Source organism: Rhizobium sp. 05N49 (genome assembly GCF_056396805.1).
Genome location: NZ_JBFTME010000001.1, coordinates 377612 through 396687, shown reverse-complemented (window position 1 = coordinate 396687; position 19076 = coordinate 377612). Strand labels below are relative to the sequence as shown.

The following is a 19076-nucleotide window of genomic DNA, read 5'->3' as shown; positions in this document are numbered from 1 at the left end:
CCTCAGCCCGGAAATTTCAGCGCCTTGTCGTTGCGGCACTTGGCAAGTGGCAGCTGGCGGAAGGAGAGGATCTGCGTGATGCGTTCCTCGCCGTCGGTCTCCACACTCATGCAGGCGCAGGCATAGCCGTAATTGCCGTTGGTCTTGACATAATCATGCTCGGAGATGTCGGGGATGAGGTCCATGCCCTCGGGCTCATCGTTGCCGCCCTGCGTCATGATCGTCCAGGTGTTTTGCGCATCGTCCAGCCACCAGTTGCCGGGCGTCGGGTTCTGGATCCAGCCGCAGCGCGTCTCGGCGGCAAGGGTCGGAAGGGCAAGCGCAAGCGACAGGGCAACGGTGAGGGCTGTTATTTTCATGAGCGATTCTCCTTGGCTTTCAGGTTCAGCTATTTGCCTGCCTTCGAACAGCCGAATTCCGCTGTTTCATATGACATGAAAAATCTCCTGATGGCTCTTGACGAGGGCCTGCCATCTGGCGCATAAACGCCACGAACCGTACCGTACGGTACGTAAATGGGGAGTTGAAACCGTGTCAGTCGATGTCGCAGAGCCGAGCGAGTTTTCGCCACGCCAGAACGCTGTTCTGGAGCAGGCGCTGCAGCTTCTCGTCGATGGCGGGGAGAAAGCGCTGACGACCTCGGGTGTGGCGCGCGCCGCCAACTGCTCCAAGGAAAGCCTCTATAAATGGTTCGGCGACCGTGACGGTCTTCTGTCTGCAATGATCGCCTATCAGGCGAGCAAGGTGCGCACGTTCGAGCGCAGCGGCGAGCGGCTGACCTATACGAGCCTGCACGACCATCTCGTGATCTTCGCCCGCGACCTGCTCGAGGTTCTGGCCGGCGACGTGTCGCTGGCGCTCAACCGGCTGGCGATCGGCCATGCCAGTGCGCATGATTCGCATCGCGACGGCTCCAAGCTCGGCAAGCTCTTGCTCGAGCGCGGCCGCCGGCAGATCGACCGCCGCGCCATGGCACTGATCGATGCCGGCAAGAGGGCAGGGCTGCTGCGCTTCCATGATGCCGACGAAGCCTATCATACGTTATACGGCCTCATCGTTTCCGACCTGCATGTGCGCATGCTGCTCGGCGAGCCGGGCCTCAAGGATACCGCGCGTCAGGCGGAGAAGGCGGTCACCGCTTTCCTGCGCCTTTACGGCACGGAGAAAGTTCTGGCGGAGATGCCGATCCTCGGCTGAACCGCTTTCTGACAGTCAACAGGACAAGCAAAAGGGAAGGAATTTCAATGCGCGTCTATTACGATCGTGATGCCGATCTCAACCTCATCAAGTCGAAGAAGGTCGCCGTCATCGGCTACGGTTCGCAGGGTCGCGCCCATGCGCTGAACCTCAAGGATTCCGGCGCCCAGAACGTCGCTATCGCGCTCAAGGCCGGTTCGCCGACCGTCAAGAAGGCCGAAGCCGATGGCTTCAAGGTCATGACGGTGGCCGAAGCTGCCGCCTGGGCCGACCTGATGATGATGGCGACCCCGGACGAGTTGCAGGCCGATATCTACAAGGCCGAGATTGCTCCGAACATCCGTGACGGCGCAGCGATTGCCTTCGCCCACGGCCTCAACGTTCACTTCGGCCTCATCGAGCCGAAGGCTTCGGTCGACGTCGTCATGATCGCCCCGAAGGGCCCGGGCCATACGGTTCGCGGCGAATACCAGAAGGGCGGCGGCGTTCCCTGCCTCGTTGCCGTTCACCAGAACGCTTCCGGCAATGCGCTTGAACTCGCTCTCTCCTACGCCTGCGGCGTCGGCGGCGGCCGTTCGGGCATCATCGAAACCAACTTCCGTGAAGAGTGCGAAACCGACCTCTTCGGCGAACAGGTCGTTCTCTGCGGCGGTCTCGTCGAACTCATCCGCGCTGGTTTCGAAACGCTGACCGAAGCCGGCTACGCTCCGGAAATGGCCTATTTCGAATGCCTGCACGAAGTGAAGCTGATCGTCGACCTGATCTATGAAGGCGGCATCGCCAACATGAACTACTCGATCTCCAACACGGCCGAGTGGGGCGAATATGTCTCCGGTCCGCGCATCATCACCGCCGAGACGAAGGCCGAGATGAAGCGCGTCCTGACCGATATCCAGACCGGCAAGTTCACGTCGGATTGGATGCAGGAATACCGCGCCGGCGGCGCACGCTTCAAGGGCATCCGTCGCCTGAACGACAGCCACCAGATCGAGGAAGTCGGCACCAAGCTGCGTGCCATGATGCCCTGGATCGGCAAGAACAAGCTGGTCGACAAGTCCGTCAACTAAGCGACTTCAGGACAGTAATCACGAGAGGCCGGGGCAAAAGCTCCGGCCTTTTCATTTGCGGGTGGCAAGATGCAGCCAGCGGGTCGGTTTACCGTCATAGCCGCCGCCATCGACCTCGTTGATTGAGATATCCCTCCAGCCGTCCGCGTCGAGCAATGCCTGCAGCCATTCCATCGAAGGATAGTTGTAATAGCGCCCGAAGCTGTCATGGCCTTCGGTGGTACCGGCCTTGAAGCTCGCATGAAAGACACCGTCCTGCTTCAGGGCGCTACGGATGAGAGTGAGGATGCCGGGCAGATCTGCGCGAGGCACGTGCAGGAGGCTCGCTTCGGCCCAGACGCCATCGAATTCCTCATGTGCGGACAGTTCCTCGAAACGCATGATTTTGACGGGCCTGCCGATCAGTTTCTCGGCCTGGCGAGCAAGCTCAGCCGAACCATCCGTCGGCGTGACGTCGAAGCCTTTGGACAGCATATAGGCGCAATCCTGCCCGCCACCGCAGCCGAGTTCGAGGATGCGAGCCTTCTCGGGCAGGGCGGCGAGGAATGCATCGAGCCTTGCGGTAGGCGGCTTGCGATCGCGGGCGGCGTAAGTTTCGGCGTTGTCGTCGTAGAAGGAAGTGGTCATGGAGTCTTCCCGATATAGACCACGCGGTCCAGATCCTTGAAATGAGCGTCCAGTGTCAGGACATCGGCATCGTGCAATTCGGCCGTGGCATAAATGATCGCATCGGCAAGCGCGAGCTTGCGCTTGGCCGACACTTCGGCGGCGCGGTGGGCGAGGGCCGTATCAAGGGGCGCGATGACGCAGGTGGCGGTATAGGCGAAAAAGGAATCGACGGCGTCCTCACCGCGTTCGCGCTCCAGCCATTTGGCGAGCTCAAGCTGGACGATCGTGGGGACAATGCATTCTGTCCGAGCGGGCATTTCACCCTGCAGGCGATCCGCTGCAGGGCCCTGGGTCAGCCATTCGATCCAGGCCGAGCTATCGACGACGCGCATCAGAAACGGTCTTTCCTGTCGCGATAGTTGGCGGGGTCGGCGCCTTTGGCAATGCCTTTGAGATCGGCGAGTTCAGGGACGGGGATGAGCAGAACGCCTTTGCCCTTCGGGATGAACACGAATTCCTGGCCCGCGGACCAGTGCTGCTGCTCGCGCACTTCCTTTGGAATGGAGATCTGGAACTTTGCAGAGAGAGTTGCTGTTGCCATTCTTACCTTTCCTCTATCGATCGCTATAGGGTAAGAACATGGTTCGCTGCCGTCAATGGTGGGTGGTTTTCCGCAATAAAAAAACCGGGCGACAAGCCCGGTTTCGAAGTTCTGTTTTACGTGAGAATCGCGATCGGGAACGCGGCAGCATTCCCGATATCCAGGATTGAGATCAGAGAACGCGGCGGGTCCAGCCGCGCTCGTCGTTGGTGACGCCCTTCTGCAGGCCGACGAGCTGCTGGCGCAGTTCTGATGTCAGCTTGCCGGTCTGGCCGTCGCCGACCTTGAACTCGCCGTCGGCATGACGGACCAGGCCGATGCCCGCGAGCACGGCTGCCGTGCCGCAAGCGAAGGCTTCGACGAGCTTGCCGCTCGCCGCATCGGCCTTCCATTCCTCGAAGGAGTAGGGGCGTTCCTCGACGCGCAGGCCCTTTTCCTTGGCGAGCACGATGACCGAGGCGCGGGTGATGCCGGGAAGGATGGTGCCGCCGAGCGGCGGGGTGACGATCGAGCCGTCATTCATCGCGAAGAAGACGTTCATGCCGCCGAGCTCTTCGACCCAGCGATGTTCTGCCGCGTCGAGGAAGACGACCTGGTCGCAATCCTTCTTGGCCGCTTCAGCCTGGGCGACGAGGCTGGCTGCATAGTTGCCGCCGCATTTTGCAGCACCGGTGCCGCCGGCGGCTGCGCGGGTATAGGCGGTCTCGACCCAGAGGGAGACGGCCTTGGCGCCGCCCTTGAAATAGGCGCCGACCGGGGAGGCGATGATGCAGAAGATATATTCCTGGGCCGGGCGAACACCGAGGAAAGCCTCATTGGCGAACATGAAGGGGCGCAGGTAGAGGCTGGCGTCACCGGAGGGGATCCAGTTCTTGTCGACACGAACAAGCTCTTCGACCGCCTTCAGGAAAAGTTCTTCCGGCACGGCGGGCATCGCCATGCGGGCGGCCGACTGCGCGAAACGGCGGGCGTTCTCTTCGGGCCGGAAGAGCAGAATGCGGCCATCGTCCGCCTTGTAGGCCTTCATGCCTTCGAAGATTTCCTGGGCGTAGTGTAGGACGGCGCTTGCAGGATCGAGCTCCAGCGGGCGGCGCGCCGTCACCTTCGCATCGTGCCAGCCCTTGTCGGCGGTCCAGCGTGCCAGGACCATATGATCCGTGAAGATCTTGCCGAAGCCGGGTGTTTCCAGTGCCTTGATGCGGTCGGCGTCGGAGACGGGAGACTTGTGGAATTCGATTGTGATTTCATGAGAGGTCGACGTCGCGGTCATGCTGGCACCTTGATAGTCCATTGAATAATGGCCGGCACACTACTGCCGCCGGGCCGGTTTTGGAAAGGTCTGAATGAGCCGATTTTTGCTCTTGATCGGACGAATAATTCAGCGATGTGGCGAATGTTGAGCCAATGACGCAGACCATTCGGTTTGGCTGCGTGAAATCCTGGATTGGCGCCAAGGCAGTCGGACTGCCGGATCGTCGGACTTGTCACAGTGACAAGAAAATAGGTCAGTATTGTTGACATAAATTGCGCGGCATGGTGATCTGCAAACAACATAAAAAAAGATGAGGAAACCCCATGCTGAACTGGGATTCAATGTTTGCGACGCGCTCGTCACGGATGCGCGCTTCGGAAATCCGCGAGCTTCTGAAACTTCTCGACCGGCCGGATATCATCTCCTTTGCCGGCGGCATTCCGGACCCGGCACTGTTTCCGGATCAGGAATTCAAGAAGGCCTATGCGGATATTTTCGACAGTGCGGCGGTGAACTCGGCGCTGCAATATTCGGTATCGGAAGGCTACAAGCCGTTGCGCGAATGGCTTGTCAGGCAGATGGCGGATCTCGGCATTCCCTGCGAGCTCGAGAATGTCTTCATCGTCTCAGGCTCGCAGCAGGGCCTCGATTATCTCGGCAAGTTGTTTCTCTCGCCCAACGATACGGCGCTCGTCACCTGGCCGACCTATCTCGGCGCGCTGCAGGCCTTCAATGCCTATGAGCCCGCCTACGACCAGCTGACACCAGGCGGCAACCGCACGCCGGGTTCCTATCGCGATGCGGCTGCCCAGAAGGGCGGCAAGGTGAAGTTCGCCTATCTCTCGGCCGAATTCTCCAACCCGACCGGCGAAACCGTCGATCGCGAGGGTCGCGAGAAAGTTCTCGATCTTGCCGAAGAGCTCGACATCGCCGTCATCGAAGATGCCGCCTATCAATCGCTGCGGTATGACGGCGATCCGATCCCACCTATCCTGGCGCTGGAAATTGCGCGGAAGGGGCATATCAACGATACGCGCACGATCTATTGCGGCAGCTTCTCCAAGACGCTCGCGCCCGGCCTTCGCGTCGGTTTCATCGTTGCCAATGCGCCCGTCATCCGCAAGCTGGTGCTGATGAAGCAGGCGGCGGATCTGCATTCGTCGACCATCAACCAGATGGCAATTTCGGAAGTTGCCGAGCGTGGTTTCGACGCGCAGGTCGCCAAGATCAGGGCCGCCTACAGCCAGCGGCGGAATTGCATGCTGGCGGCGCTTGAAAAATACATGCCATCAGGCACAAGCTGGACGAAGCCGGCAGGCGGCATGTTCATCTGGGTCACCCTGCCGGAGGGCATGGACGGCGCGAAGCTTCTCCCCAAATCGCTCGAAAGCGCCAAGGTCGCCTTCGTTCCGGGCCGGGCTTTCTTTGCCGACGGTTCGGGCGCCAACACGTTTCGTGTCAGCTTCTCCTGCGCCAACGAGAGGATGATCGAGGAGGGCATCAGCCGTCTCGGCCAGCTGATCGCCAGCGAGATCGGCTGATATGTCGAGATGCATGGGCGGCGATCAGAAGATCGTCGTCCAGCCTTCGTTGGCGGTTTCGCTCTTGCCGTAGCCGACACGGTCGGCGACAGCTCCGTCGGCATTGACGAGCATGATATCGCCGCCCTTGTTGGCGAGCTGCGGGCCGCCATTTTCCGGGTCGAGCGTCACGGTACGGAATTCGCCCGATGCGAGTGAGCCCGAGAGTTTTTGGCGGCGGCCTTCGCCATCTTCCAGCGACCAGCCCTCGATCGACATGGCGACGTCCGACCGGTTGATGATCGTCACCGTCTCGTCCTCGGTGCCGTCAGGGTGGTTCACCGGGTTGATCATGGCGGCAACGATACGCAGCGACGAGGCGACGATCGGTTGCGGGCGGCGAGTGCCTTCGCCGCGGCCCTGACCGCCCCTGTTGTCGCCGACCGGATGGCCGGTATTGGCGTCCGTATTCCAGTTCTGCGACTGGAAGCCGAGGAAGATCGCCGCCCAGTGATCCTCATCGGAAAAATGGATCAGCAGCGCGCCGTCCTGATTGGGGGCGTTGGTGGCGCGGAAACTGCCGCTGTCACCCTGGTTCATGTGGATGTCGTGGATGCCGTTGCCGGGTTCGAAGCCGAAATATTCGTCCGGCTTGTTGTTCTCAGGTCCCCAGGCTTCACCGAAGGCGTAGAAATGGATGGACTTGTCGGCGATGCCTTCCTGTACGATGGGTTCGATGAAATCGCGCAGGTCGTTCTTCGGTCCGTCGAGCTGGAAGGGCGCAACATCCATGTCCTCGCGCTCGATGATGCCGCCGCGCACATAGTCGATCGCCAGATCCTGCCGGTCGCCCCTGATATCCGTGAGGCCCATCGGCAAGGCGGCGAGCTCTGCCGTCAGCTCGGCGTGCTGGAAGTCCATGACATTTGCATAGAGCAGATCGTGCGGCGATTCCTTCGAGCGCACGTTCATGGCGATGCGATAGCTGACGTCACCGGCCTCGAGGCGAATTTCGATGTGGGGATCGTTGTCGTCGTCAAGGGCGAGCGACGAAGCCGTACCCTTCAGCACCTTGTAATTCCGGAGCATGATGAACCTCTTGGTGGGGCGAGGTTCACGATAGCATGGCGGAATTGCATCTTTTGTGACGCCGGTTACCCGCCATGCAACGTTTTGGAGAGTTTACTTCTTCACATGCGGGGCGAAGAGTTCCATGTCGGCTTCGCTCAGCCGCTCGTTGGCCGTGTTGAGCTGGTGCCAATAGGGATAGATGACCGGCGGCACGCTGACATCGTCGAGACGCTTGCGCTCGTCGGCAGACAGTTTCAGCTCGGCGGCGGCGAGATTGTCCTTGAACTGGGCTTCCGTGCGGCCGCCGATAATGACCGAGGTGACCGCCTTGCGGCCAATCAGCCAGGCGAGCGCCACCTGGGCTGCGGAAACGCCGCGTTCCTGGCCGATCGCGACAAGCGTCTCGACGATGTTCCAGAGGCGGTTCTCGTCGCGGATCGGCGGTTCGGTCCAGCCGGCGAACTGGCGGGTGCCTTCGGGAGCGGCGGCATTGCGGCGGTGCTTGCCGGAGAGAAGGCCGCCGGCGAGCGGGCTCCAGACGAGCACGCCGAGGCCCTGGTCGATCGAGATCGGCAGCAGTTCATATTCCGCGTCACGGGCTTCCAGCGTATAGTGGATCTGCTGGCTGACGAAGCGCTGGTACTTGTTTTCATTGGCAACGCCGAGCGCCTTCATGATGTGCCAGCCGGAATAGTTCGAGCAGCCGACATAGCGCACCTTGCCCTGCTTGATGAGCGTATCGAGCGCTTCCATCGTTTCTTCGAGCGGCGTCTGACCGTCCCATTCGTGGACCTGGTAGAGATCGATGACATCGGTCTTCATGCGCTGGAGGCTTGCCTCGCATTCGCGGATCAGGTGATAGCGCGACAGGCCGCGATCGTTTGGACCGTCGCCCATGCCGAAGCGGGCCTTGGTGGCGAGCAATACGCCATCGGGACGCTTACCGCCGAACACTTCGCCGATGATGCGCTCGGATTCGCCGTTGGAATAGACATTGGCCGTGTCGATCAGGTTGACGCCGGCATCGAGGCAGATATCGACCATGCGGCGGGCTTCCTGCACACCGAGATCGCCAACGGTCTTGGCCCAGCCGACGCCGCCGAAGGTCATCGTGCCCACGGTCACGGTGGAAACTTTAAGGCCGGAACGGCCGAGCAAACGATATTCCATTGAAATTCCTCCYCTTGAAAATGGCCTGATTGACGTACCGCAACGGACTGCCGAGGCAAGTGCGATGCTGTTCACGCCTGCGTGAATTTACGCCTTTGCCGACGCCTGTGCGAGCGTATTAGACAACGGTTTTCTATGCGAGCGCGAGGCATGTTGCCCGCAACCAGCCCTATTTCCTCGTCCTCACAGCGATGATCATATCCGCTGCAACGAGCGGTTCGCTGTGCTCCATCCGGCGCGACAATTCGCGGATGAAACCCGGTCTTTCATTTTTGCTGACGGCGTCGAGCAGGGCCTGACGTGCGGAACTGCAGGAGTTGGCAGCGATCAAGCCCAATTCCAATGGCGAGCCGTTCTGCGGAGCATAGGCAACTGCGCGCGACCACATGCAGTCCCTGTAGGCTAAAGCCTCAGGATAATCCTTCAAATCTTTGGACGTTTTACCGTCTGCCGTCTGACATGCGGCGAGAATTGCACAGGCAAGCAGGGTTACAATTCGGATCTTCATGCAAACTCCAGGCTGTTGAAAATGGCTTGGTTTTATAGAGATCTATATCGTGCAATCTTAAGTTTAGATTATCTTGCGGCGCTATCGACAAAGACAGCAGGTCTCTCATCGAAAATTGTGTGAGGATATCGGCTTCGCCGGCTGGAGCCGAGTTGCAGTCTCCTGTCACACCGCTGTAAAACACCCCCAATAAGGAGGGGCATCATCATTCGAGGATTCCTTCCATGAAAACTCTAGTTTCCGCCGCAGCACTTCTTGCCGCGAGCCTTCTCGCTATCCCGGCTTCCGCTGCCAACCTCGTTCTCTACACCAGCCAGCCGAACGAAGACGCGCAGGCGACCGTCGATGGCTTCATGGCCGCCAATCCCGATATCAAGGTCGATTGGGTGCGCGATGGCACGCCGAAGATCATGGCGAAGCTGCAGGCTGAAATTCAGGCCGGCAACCCGGTTGCGGATGTGCTGCTGATCGCCGATGTCGTGACGCTGGAGCGCCTGAAGGAAGACGGCAAGCTGCTTGCCTACAAGTCGCCCGAAGCCGCCAATTACGATGCCGCGCTCTATGATGCCGACGGCTATTACTATTCCACCAAGCTGATCACGACAGGCATCATGTACAACACGTCGGCCGCCATGAAGCCGACGAGCTGGAAAGACCTTGCCAAGCCGGAAGCAAAGGGCCTCGTGACCATGCCGAGCCCGCTCGCCTCGGGTGCCGCTCTCATCCACGCCCAGACGCTCGCCGCCGTTCCCGGTCTCGGCTGGGATTTCTACAAGTCGCTCGCCGACAATGCTGCTGTCGCGTCCGGCGGCAATGGCGTGGTGCTGAAGTCCGTTGCTTCGGGCGAAAAGGCTTACGGCATGGTCGTCGATTATCTGCCGATCCGCGAAAAGGCCAAGGGCGCTCCGGTCGGCATTCTCGCCAGCGCCAAGAATGCCGATGCCGCCAAGAAGTTCGTCGATTACGTTCTCTCGGAAAAGGGCCAGGAAGGTTTCCTCAAGCTTGGCTATATCCCGGCTCGCAACGGCATGAAGCTGCCTGACGGCTTCCCGGCGCGCGATACGATCAAGGTTCTGCCCATCAATGCCGCCGAGGCTCTCAAGAATACCGACAAGGATCTGAAGACCTTTACGGATCTGTACGGTTCGAAATAATAGACCCATGCAGGGCTATGTACGTGCAGGAAGCAGCCAGCCCGTCTGGCTGTTTCCTTTTATTGCTTCGGTGGTTCTCTTCCTCAGCGTGCTGCCCCTGGCGCGGCTCGCGATCGTCGGCATTTCCGCCTTTGCCAATGGCGGCGTCATGGTGGTCCTTTCGGACCCGATGGTCTGGTCGGCGGTCTATTACACCATCGTCACGGCGGTCCTCGGCACGGTCATCTCGCTCGTCATCGGCTGCGCCTTCGCCTATCTCTTGACGCTCACCGATATCCCGGCCAAGGGGCCGCTCAGCTTCTTCTTCGTGCTGCCGATGATGATCCCGCCGCAGGTGACGGCGCTCGCCTGGGTGCAGATGTCGGGGCCGTCGAGCCCGCTTCTGAAGGCACTGCATATCGCGCCGCCGCTGGGGTCGCCGCAGCCGCTCTATTCTATCGGCGGCATTGCGCTGCTCTACGGCGTGCAGCATGCGCCGCTTGTCTATCTGGCGCTGAGGGCAGGGCTGATGACCCTGCCGCGCGACGGGGTGGAGGCGGCGCGGCTGTCAGGTGCGTCGAGCCTCAGGGTCTTCCGCGATATCATCCTGCCGCTGTCGCTGCCGGGCGTGATTGCCGGGGCTGCGATCTCCTTCGTCTCCTGCACCGGCAATTTCGGCATCCCGGCCATTCTCGGCATTCCCGCCTCGATCTTCACGCTGCCGACGCTGATCTTCTCGAAATTCACCGCCTTTACCGGCCGCACCTTTGGCGATGTGGCGCTGCTGTCGGCCATCATCGCGCTGATCTCGGTTGCGGGCCTGGCGATCCAGGACCGGGCGCTGCGCGGACGCGATTATCGTGTCATCGGGCTTTCGGGTGCAACGGCCGCCTTCGAGCTTGGCGGGTGGAAGCTCCTCTTCACCCCGTTGCTCTGGATCATGCTGTTCTTCATGCTGGCCGCGCCCTTCTTCGCGCTGGTCGCGGGGGCTCTGGTGCCTGCCTATGGCGTGCCGCTCACCTTCAAGACGATGACCTTCCATGCTTTCGAAGAGATTCTCTTCCGGCAGGCGGTAACGCGTACCGCCTTCGTCAACTCGCTCTCGCTCGCAAGCGGGGCGGCGGTCGGGCTGCTCTTCGTCACGGTGCTCGCGGCCTATGCACTGACGCGGCGCAGGGATGGGCTGTCGCGCATCGTCTCCAGCCTCGTGGAAATACCCTATTCGCTGCCGGGCATCGTCATGGCCGTGTGTTTCATCCTCGTCTTTGCTGCGCCTGTTCCGGTGCTGAACGTGACACTTTACGGCACGGTCTGGATCATTCTCATCGCCTATTTCTCTTCCTTCTTTGCCGTCAGCCTGAAGCCTGTCGTCAGTGCCTTTCATCAGCTCGATCCGGCGCTCGAAGAGGCGGCACGGCTTTCCGGTGCCGGCTTCTTCCGACGGCTGAAGGATATTATCGTGCCGCTGATCGCGCCGGCGGCCGGCGCATCCGTCATCCTCGTTTTCCTGATTGCCTGCAACGAGCTGACGATCTCGGCGCTGCTCTGGTCGGCGGGCACGCAGACGCTCGGCGTCGCCATCTACAATCTCGATGACAGCGGCAGTTCCGATCTTGCATCGGCGCTCTCCGTGCTCGTCGTCTTCATGGTCGTCGCCATGATGCTGCTTCTGGAGCTTCTGGCGAAACATCTGCCCAAGGGAGTGGTGCCGTGGCGAAGCTGATCCTCAATCAGGTGGCCAAGGATTTCGGCACGGGCAGGGCGGCCGTCAGCGGCTTTTCGCTCGATGTGCGCGAGGGCGGCTTTCTCGCGCTGCTCGGCCCTTCCGGCTGCGGCAAGACGACGGTGCTGCGCATGATCGCCGGTTTCGAGACGCCGAGCGACGGATCGATCCATCTCGGCGAACGGCTGCTGGCCGATGCCTCGCAATCGCTGCCGCCGGAAAAGCGCAACATGGCGATGGTGTTCCAGTCCTACGCGCTCTGGCCGCATATGAGTGTGGCAGACAACGTCGGCTACCCGCTGAAGGTGCGCGGCATCTCCGGCGAGGCCTACAAGGCCCGGGTGCGGGATGCGCTGTCGACCGTGCGTCTTGTCGATTATGCCGAGCGGCGTCCGGCCGATCTGTCGGGTGGTCAGCGGCAGCGCGTGGCGCTTGCCCGCTGCCTCGTGACATCGCCCGACGTCGTGCTGCTTGACGAACCGCTCGCCAATCTCGACCGGCATCTGAAGCAGGAGATGGAAGAGACGTTCCGTGAGTTCCACCAGCGCTCGGGTGCCACGATGATCTATGTGACGCATGACCAGAGCGAGGCGATGGCACTGGCGACCGACATCGCCGTCATGTTTGAAGGACGGCTGCTGCAGGTGGCACCGCCGGCGGAGATCTATGCGCGGCCGGAAGGACGCATGGTCGGCGGGCTGATCGGCCGGGGCGCGATCATCACACTGCCGGTCATGGGCGGCGAACGTCAGCTCGAGTGGGACGAGCTCGAGGGGGCGCTGCATGCTGCCAATATCGATGGCGCGGATATACTGGTGCGGCCGGAAGATGTCGTTATCGGCGGCGAGGGGGCTCCGGCAACCATCGAATCCGTGCTTTTCGAAGGCGAGCGTTATGCCGTGAAGCTCACGCTCGGCAACGGCCAGGCGCTGCGCGCCTACAGCCGCGTGGCTGTTGTGCCTGATGAAGCCGTGCACGTCGTCATCCGCGCCGGCTGGCGGCTCTGAAGACGAATGGCTTTGCGAAGCGCGCTTTCGGGTCTAGGTGTCTTCATGCAATTCCGGGAAAACCGCTGCACATTTTTGCTGGAATTGCTTTAGTTGTATCCGTGATTCCAACCGGGAATGCCCGATGTCGCTTCGCCTTGCCACTTTCAATGTCGAAAACCTGATGACGCGCTTCGATTTCACAGGTTATCGCAACCAGCTCCGGCAGGACCGCGTCATCAAACTTTTCGAGGTCAACAACGAAGGCGTCTACCAGCAGCTGGAGCAGGCGCGGGTGATCGCATCGACAGACGATACCAGGCAGATGACGGCGCTCGCCATTGCCGATGCTGATGCAGATATTCTCTGCCTGCAGGAAATCGACAACATGGCGGCACTTCAGGCCTTCGAATATGGCTATCTCTACCGCATGGTCGGCAATGGCTACCGGCAGAAATACCTGGTCGAGGGCAATGACAGCCGCGGGATCGATGTGGCGGTGCTGATGCGCGAGGAAACGCGCGACGGGCAGAAGATCGAGCTCAGGGACATCAAGAGCCACGCGATGGCTACCTATCGTGATTTCGATCTCTTCGACGAGGAGATCGGCAAGACCAATCGGCTCGACGACAAGATCTTCAAGCGCGACTGCCTGGAACTGGATTTGAGGATCGGCGGTGTGCCGCTGACGCTCTATGTCGTGCATTTCAAATCGATGGGCAATCCGCGCGAAGGAATGGATGGACGGCAATCGACACTGCCGATTCGCCGGGCCGAGGCGCGCGCCGTTCGCCGTATCATCGAGGACAGATTCGGCGCAGGCCATACGGCGAAAAAGAACTTCGTCATCTGCGGCGACATGAACGATTATCAGGAGCGGGTCGATGTCATCGGCCGGCGCGGGACAGGATACCGGTTCGAGCATCGGGACGAGGCCGAGAGCGCGCTCGATGTCTTCAGCCAGGATGGATTCGCCGAAAATGTCGTGCGCCGCCGCGAGCCGCTCGACCGCTGGACGCTCTATCATTCGCGCGGGCCGGAGGAGCAGTGGCTCTGCCAGCTCGACTATCTCTGGCTGTCGCCGGCACTTGCTGCCGCCAATGCGAAGCGCATCCCCGAAATCATTCGCCACGGACAGCCCTACCGCACCATCTTCCCGCCGGGGCAGGAGGTGGAGCGCTACCCGCGCGCCGGGTGGGACAGGCCGAAGGCGTCCGACCATTGCCCCGTCGTCATGACACTGGACCTCATATGACACCAAATTTTTCAGAAGACCTTTCAGCCTTTCCGCCGGAACAGACGGTTTTTCCGATCGCCGGCACCAACCTGCGTGTGCTCGACGGCGATCATCCGCTGCTCATTGCCAACAGGTCGGCGATCCGCGAGAACTGGGAGCGGGAAATTGCCGCCAATCCGGCGCTCTTCGATGGCCGCATGGTGTTGCAGCACCGGCTGAAGCTCTCCGAGGAAGGAATTTCGAGCGAGGCTCATGCCGTTCCTTTCTCGACCTTCATGTGGTGGCGCAGGCAGCCGGATCGGAAGGGGGCCATCCATCTCTTCGCCTATCCCGTGCTGGAATCATCCGACGGCGCGCTGGTCGCGATTCGCATGGGGGCGCATACGGCCAATCCCGGCCAGGTCTATTTTGCAGCCGGTTCGCTGGAGCCCGAAGATATCGTCGACGGACGCTGTGATATCGACAGCAACATGGCCCGCGAGGTGATGGAGGAGACGGGTCTCGATCTCTCGGATGCCGTTGCGGGCGAGGGGCTTTATGCCGGTCACGTCAGACGCTCGGTCTCGATTTTCAAGCTGTTTCGCTTCGACATGACGGCCGACGAGATGGTCGATTTCATTGGCAGGCATATGCTGGTCGCCGATGACAAGGAAATATCCGGCGCTGTCGCAATTCGTTCCGCCGATCCGGCAGCGCAGCCTTACAACGTCGCCATGCTTCCAATCATCGACTGGTATTTCAACAGGTAATCTTGCACTCAGGCGTGCGGTCGGGCAGGTTGGCGCTTCGATGACCATCCAGGGAGGCCGATGTGGCGTTAAGCTACAGCGTCTATGACGTGTTCACCGACACCAAGCTTGCCGGCAATCCGCTGGCCGTGATCTTCGATGGAGGGGGACTCGGGGACGAGGCGATGCAGGCTATCGCCCGCGAAACCAATCTCTCCGAGACGGTGTTTGTGCAGCCTGTGGACAATCCCGCCTATACGGCGCGCATCCGCATCTTCACGCCCGGCCGCGAACTGCCCTTTGCCGGCCATCCCACCGTTGGCACGGCGATCGCGCTGGCGGAGCGGGCACACGGGGCCGCCGCCCTCGACCTCGTTTCGGTGCTCGAAGAAAATGTCGGCCCGGTGCGCTGTGCCGTCAGGCTCAGGGACGGCGAGGCGAGCTTTGCCGAATTCGACCTGCCGCGCAAATCCCAGCAGATACCATTGCCGCTCGACAGGCTCGGCATCGCCGATGCGCTGTCCTTGAAGACCACCGAGATCGGCTTCGAGAATCACGTGCCGTCGATCTGGAGCGCCGGCGTTCCCTTCCTGATGGTGCCTGTCCACGACGTCGGCGCAGCGGAGCGGCTGGAGTTCGATCCGCAGCTTTGGGAAAAGACCGTGCCCTTCGTCGATGGCGCTCTCGCCTCGGCCTATATTTATTGCCGCGGCGGCGTGAACCATGTCGCCAAGTTCCATGCCCGCATGTTTGCAAGCGGCATGGGCATTTCAGAGGACCCGGCCACCGGTTCGGCAGCCGCCGCTCTCTCCGGCGCGATCAACCATTTCGACCGGCTGACGGACGGGCATCATCCGATCCTCATCGAGCAGGGCGTGGAGATGGGCCGCCCCTCCTTCATCCACCTGCATATGGATATCGAAGGCGGGACGATTTCGAACGCCCGGATCGGCGGTCAGGCGGTGCGGATTGCAACCGGCACTCTCGACCTTTGATTTCATTGGATTTCCGGCCCCTGACAAAAAAACTTTGCAATTAACCAAAGAATTTTCGACAGGGCGCTAGACAAGCCGGACGATCCTATTTATATGCCCCGTCACACCGCGCAGCCAAGCACGGTGCGGGTGATTAGCTCAGTTGGTAGAGCAGCTGACTCTTAATCAGCGGGTCGTAGGTTCGAGCCCTACATCACCCACCAAATTCTCCTTCAAACGAAAATGAAGCCTTTGATACCAAAGGCTTTTCGGCTTTTCGGCTTTTTGATTCCGATGCGCGGAATGGTCGCCCTCCAGAGAATGGAGGAAAAACGCTGAGAGAGCGTAACGGCCTTAGGGCGCGGTGGCTTTGTGCCCATTCTCTATCCCAGAAATGCGTTTCAAGTTTCGTGGCTGATCCGGCGCGCTCGTAGATGTGCTCAAGAAGTGCGGGACACTAAGGTCTGACGTGACGTCGAAAACGCCGGTAGTTGTTTCGAATACCGGTCTGAGGGTTCAGGCAATTGTGGGCCTTGCAGCCTGGTTCCCTCCAAAATTCGTCAACGCCACTGCTTCAAGAAGGCAAAGTAAAGAATATTTCCACTTACTATCAAAAAGCATCCGAAAGAACGTTCGCTTATAACTCCCTATTTATGCCAATACGCTTGAATAATCCTATTCTGCGTTTATTCTCGTCATCCGCAACTAGGGGGAGAACTAAAAGTGGATGTGCAGGGAGCTTTTGCGAGAACGATTGCTGAAAATTTGGTTTTTGAGCTAGCGCCGGATGAAGTTGAATTCTTTGAAGAGATCGCGGCCCAAAGATCCGATCCAACTGTCTCATCGGATAAATATTTAGGTTTCGGTGGCGAAGACACTGTTATGGTTTTTGCGACCACATTCTTACTTTCCATTGGAAAAACGGTGGCATCGTTTATTTGGGAAAATGGCAAGGATGCTGCGGGCCAGTTAGTAAAGGATTGCAGCAAGAGCGCCCAAGAGGCAGTTGCGAAGTGGTTCGCCGGCAAACTCAAAGGGGCTAAAGACCCTTCACCTATTTACCTCTCAAAGGAAACAATGAGCGACTTAACCCGTCTTGTGTTAGCGTCGCCAGATGCCTCGAAACTTTCACCAGAACAGCAGACGAAATTGACGAGTTGGATTGAGACGCGGCTTGCGAGCGCAGTATGATCAATCCGAACGATTACCCAAGTTCGACCAACGTTCGTTTCTTGGCTATCGCAGGGTCTGCCTGCATGATGGTGATTTGGTACGGGTACCAGCTTCCGCGCAGTCTGGCATTTATCAATTACTATCTCGACCGTCCCGTCTCGCTATTATTGGCACTTTTCCTAGTTTTGGTTTTCTGGGTAGCTGTCGCCGTTGTGTACGCCGTCTATCAGTCGACTGCGGGGGGGCGCCCTGCTCAGAGTGCAAGTGAGCATCAACTCATCGCTGATGCAAAAGCAATCGCAGCGGAAATGGGCCTACCTCGCGTCAGCTTCTCGCTTGGCGAGGAGTTGAGAAGCTCTGATATGGCGGCTTATGGACCGCCTTGGAGGCGTCGAGTTTTTCTCCAGCGCGGTGCCCTTCTCTACAGAGCCCGCTTCCCAGAAAAGTTCAGGGCTCGTCTTTGTCACGAACTAGGGCATATTCGGAACGGGGACGTCGACACGGCAGTTCTATCGCTCGCAATTCTTTATGCGTCCTATATTTTCATTACAGGTTTGGTTGGATTCTGGACCTGCCAATATGTCATGCACTTTCATAGATTATCAGCTGACTCCGTCGCGCTGTTTACGTTCGTGAGCTTTGGGTTGCCGGTTTACATCGGGGCTGTTGCTTGGTTGGCTCTGTTCTGGATAGAAAATCGCGCCTTCGTTCGACAACGAGAATTCATGGCCGATGCCGAGGCGGCCTATCGGGTCGGCCCTGCTGTGGTCCAAGATGCGCTCGCGAAAAGCACGTCCGATGATGTGCACAACTTAGCGGATAGGATCAAATGGCTTTTCCGGGTCCATCCATCGATCTCCGAGCGACGTACGTCCCTTGGGCGTTGGCAACTTGCCGGCCTGCCTAAGGCAAGCACGATATTTGTCGTCGGCGCAGTCTGGGGTCTGTTCATTTCGGCAGCGAATGGCGTAGTCAATCAGTACGCTCAGCAGGACAAGCTCCTCGACTGGAACCTCGGAATTGACGAAGATGGTGCTGGTCTGATGGAAATTCTCTTCTCCAACCCAGGATATTTCTTCGATGTCATTCTCAGCGCGCTGTTCGTGCTCCTTCTGGCGTCCGCAACAACGGGTTTGGCCATCCGAACCGGAGTTCAGCATCGCGTCACAGGCACTACGTTTTTAAAATTTATCGGGAAAGTTCTTGTATTGTCTGCCGCCTTAGGTGTCGGGGTAGCTCTCGGTGTCAATTTCGATCCCATCTCGCTACAGAACAACCTCATGACAAGCCGTTTGGATTTGTCTGCATTCAGCCTTAAGTTTTTATTCGTGGTTGCACTTTTTGCAGTTGTGGCGTGTACGTCATACGTCGGAGGAAAATTTCTGATGGAGGGGCGACGTACTTCACCCGTAACGGGGATCGAATGGCTTCTACTCGCTCTATTTTTCTACGCTCTGGTCGCGCAGACCGCTGTGAGTCTGACGGTCGCGTTACTGTGGAATGATCTTCTCACCCAAAACTGGATTGGTATCGCTTCATTCGTTGGAATGCTCTTGTTTTACGGAATCGGCCTTACGGCTGTCATTTACCGAATACGAGATGGCGGTCGAGGTAAGAGATCAAAACCCAGCTCCGTCGCGTCGCACAGGGCAGCCTAATGAAGAGGACAATTCTAGTCGGGTTTCTTGCATTAACTGCCGGTGCGGGAATGGCTTTGGCATTTCCATGGCCGGTCCCAAATCCATGTCCGACCAATATTGGGCCAACCGATTTAGGCATGGCGGCTAAGTTCGTGGTTGTGAATGAGAAAAAATTCGACCTGGTTGTAAATTGGCTCGGTCCGAGCGGTTACGAGTATTTTAGCGGCGTCGTCGAGCCGGACGAAACCGACGACTTTCCAAGTTTTGTCGGACTTCGCCACATTGTTAGAAAAACTGATGGTACCTGCGTGGGCGTCTATCGTGCGCCATTCGGAATCCGTTTCACTGGGAACTAGCTTATCTCTCGAATAGTCGGCTTCAACATGCCTGTCAGCGGGTCGTAGGTTCTAGCCTTACATCACGGATGGCCATCTTCTGATCATTCCGCCCTTGCCGGAAATCTCTCTTGATATTTAACTCGTGGATC

The 19076-nt window shown here is 59.3% G+C and carries 20 protein-coding genes and 1 tRNA gene; 13 read left to right on the top strand and 8 right to left on the bottom strand.

Annotated features, from left to right (window positions below):
- Positions 1 to 2: 2 nt before the first annotated feature.
- Complete coding sequence (locus AC1DF8_RS02055; protein WP_477994857.1) at positions 3 to 359, bottom strand: DUF4087 domain-containing protein; 357 nt, start codon at positions 357 to 359, stop codon at positions 3 to 5.
- Between the two features lie 172 nt (positions 360 to 531).
- Here AC1DF8_RS02055 and AC1DF8_RS02050 point away from each other — a divergent pair, with 172 nt between their 5' ends.
- Together AC1DF8_RS02050 and ilvC are read left to right on the top strand one after the other, a co-directional pair.
- Positions 532 to 1197 (top strand): TetR/AcrR family transcriptional regulator C-terminal domain-containing protein, encoded by a 666-nt coding sequence (locus AC1DF8_RS02050; protein WP_018115626.1) that lies wholly within the window; start codon positions 532 to 534, stop codon positions 1195 to 1197.
- A gap of 47 nt (positions 1198 to 1244) precedes the next feature.
- Complete coding sequence (gene ilvC, locus AC1DF8_RS02045; RefSeq protein WP_018115625.1) at positions 1245 to 2264, top strand: ketol-acid reductoisomerase; 1020 nt, start codon at positions 1245 to 1247, stop codon at positions 2262 to 2264.
- A gap of 51 nt (positions 2265 to 2315) precedes the next feature.
- Here the strand turns inward: ilvC and AC1DF8_RS02040 are convergent, their stop codons facing one another.
- The 4 genes from AC1DF8_RS02040 to AC1DF8_RS02025 form a co-directional block, all read right to left on the bottom strand.
- Positions 2316 to 2891 carry a class I SAM-dependent methyltransferase gene (locus AC1DF8_RS02040; RefSeq protein WP_477994856.1) on the bottom strand — a complete coding sequence of 192 codons (576 nt, stop codon included), beginning with the start codon at positions 2889 to 2891 and terminating at the stop codon, positions 2316 to 2318.
- Positions 2888 to 3265 (bottom strand): PIN domain-containing protein, encoded by a 378-nt coding sequence (locus AC1DF8_RS02035; RefSeq protein WP_477994855.1) that lies wholly within the window; start codon positions 3263 to 3265, stop codon positions 2888 to 2890. The genes AC1DF8_RS02040 and AC1DF8_RS02035 overlap by 4 nt, the downstream gene beginning before the upstream one ends.
- A complete protein-coding gene (locus AC1DF8_RS02030; RefSeq protein ID WP_112546792.1) occupies positions 3265 to 3474 on the bottom strand; it encodes an AbrB/MazE/SpoVT family DNA-binding domain-containing protein in 210 nt (69 codons plus the stop codon). Before AC1DF8_RS02030 ends, AC1DF8_RS02035 begins: the two co-directional genes overlap by 1 nt.
- 172 nt (positions 3475 to 3646) lie before the next feature.
- Complete coding sequence (locus tag AC1DF8_RS02025) at positions 3647 to 4744, bottom strand: branched-chain amino acid aminotransferase (protein WP_029616541.1); 1098 nt, start codon at positions 4742 to 4744, stop codon at positions 3647 to 3649.
- A 305-nt stretch (positions 4745 to 5049) separates the two neighbouring features.
- Between AC1DF8_RS02025 and AC1DF8_RS02020 the strand changes: the two genes are divergently transcribed.
- Positions 5050 to 6267, top strand: coding sequence for an aminotransferase-like domain-containing protein (locus AC1DF8_RS02020; protein WP_477994854.1), 1218 nt, complete (start codon positions 5050 to 5052; stop codon positions 6265 to 6267).
- A gap of 24 nt (positions 6268 to 6291) precedes the next feature.
- On the opposite strand, the gene AC1DF8_RS02015 is transcribed toward AC1DF8_RS02020, so the two are convergent.
- From AC1DF8_RS02015 to AC1DF8_RS02005, 3 genes are all read right to left on the bottom strand, one after another.
- Positions 6292 to 7335, bottom strand: a complete 1044-nt coding sequence (locus AC1DF8_RS02015; protein ID WP_477994853.1) for a DUF2278 family protein — start codon at positions 7333 to 7335, stop codon at positions 6292 to 6294.
- Between the two features lie 93 nt (positions 7336 to 7428).
- Positions 7429 to 8487 carry an aldo/keto reductase gene (locus AC1DF8_RS02010; protein WP_018115618.1) on the bottom strand — a complete coding sequence of 353 codons (1059 nt, stop codon included), beginning with the start codon at positions 8485 to 8487 and terminating at the stop codon, positions 7429 to 7431.
- A 169-nt stretch (positions 8488 to 8656) separates the two neighbouring features.
- Positions 8657 to 8995, bottom strand: coding sequence for a hypothetical protein (locus tag AC1DF8_RS02005; protein ID WP_477994852.1), 339 nt, complete (start codon positions 8993 to 8995; stop codon positions 8657 to 8659).
- A gap of 224 nt (positions 8996 to 9219) precedes the next feature.
- On the opposite strand from AC1DF8_RS02005, the gene AC1DF8_RS02000 reads away from it, so the two are divergent.
- From AC1DF8_RS02000 to AC1DF8_RS01955, 10 genes are all read left to right on the top strand, one after another.
- Positions 9220 to 10149 carry an ABC transporter substrate-binding protein gene (locus tag AC1DF8_RS02000; RefSeq protein ID WP_477994851.1) on the top strand — a complete coding sequence of 310 codons (930 nt, stop codon included), beginning with the start codon at positions 9220 to 9222 and terminating at the stop codon, positions 10147 to 10149.
- A gap of 7 nt (positions 10150 to 10156) precedes the next feature.
- Entirely contained in the window at positions 10157 to 11851 is a 1695-nt protein-coding gene (locus AC1DF8_RS01995) for an ABC transporter permease (protein ID WP_477994850.1), read from the top strand.
- Positions 11839 to 12858 carry an ABC transporter ATP-binding protein gene (locus tag AC1DF8_RS01990; RefSeq protein WP_477994849.1) on the top strand — a complete coding sequence of 340 codons (1020 nt, stop codon included), beginning with the start codon at positions 11839 to 11841 and terminating at the stop codon, positions 12856 to 12858. The genes AC1DF8_RS01995 and AC1DF8_RS01990 overlap by 13 nt, the downstream gene beginning before the upstream one ends.
- A 124-nt stretch (positions 12859 to 12982) precedes the next feature.
- Positions 12983 to 14092, top strand: a complete 1110-nt coding sequence (locus AC1DF8_RS01985) for an endonuclease/exonuclease/phosphatase family protein (RefSeq protein ID WP_477994848.1) — start codon at positions 12983 to 12985, stop codon at positions 14090 to 14092.
- Positions 14089 to 14823: an NUDIX hydrolase gene (locus AC1DF8_RS01980; RefSeq protein WP_112546798.1), complete on the top strand. Its 735-nt coding sequence runs from the start codon at positions 14089 to 14091 to the stop codon at positions 14821 to 14823. The genes AC1DF8_RS01985 and AC1DF8_RS01980 overlap by 4 nt, the downstream gene beginning before the upstream one ends.
- 62 nt (positions 14824 to 14885) lie before the next feature.
- Positions 14886 to 15797 (top strand): PhzF family phenazine biosynthesis protein, encoded by a 912-nt coding sequence (locus AC1DF8_RS01975; RefSeq protein ID WP_477994847.1) that lies wholly within the window; start codon positions 14886 to 14888, stop codon positions 15795 to 15797.
- Positions 15798 to 15924: 127 nt separating this feature from the next.
- Positions 15925 to 16000: transfer RNA gene (locus AC1DF8_RS01970), tRNA-Lys, on the top strand.
- Between the two features lie 499 nt (positions 16001 to 16499).
- Positions 16500 to 16967: a hypothetical protein gene (locus AC1DF8_RS01965; protein ID WP_477994846.1), complete on the top strand. Its 468-nt coding sequence runs from the start codon at positions 16500 to 16502 to the stop codon at positions 16965 to 16967.
- Positions 16964 to 18607: a M48 family metalloprotease gene (locus AC1DF8_RS01960; protein WP_477994845.1), complete on the top strand. Its 1644-nt coding sequence runs from the start codon at positions 16964 to 16966 to the stop codon at positions 18605 to 18607. The genes AC1DF8_RS01965 and AC1DF8_RS01960 overlap by 4 nt, the downstream gene beginning before the upstream one ends.
- Positions 18607 to 18945, top strand: coding sequence for a hypothetical protein (locus AC1DF8_RS01955; protein ID WP_477994844.1), 339 nt, complete (start codon positions 18607 to 18609; stop codon positions 18943 to 18945). Before AC1DF8_RS01960 ends, AC1DF8_RS01955 begins: the two co-directional genes overlap by 1 nt.
- The last annotated feature ends 131 nt before the right edge of the window (positions 18946 to 19076 follow it).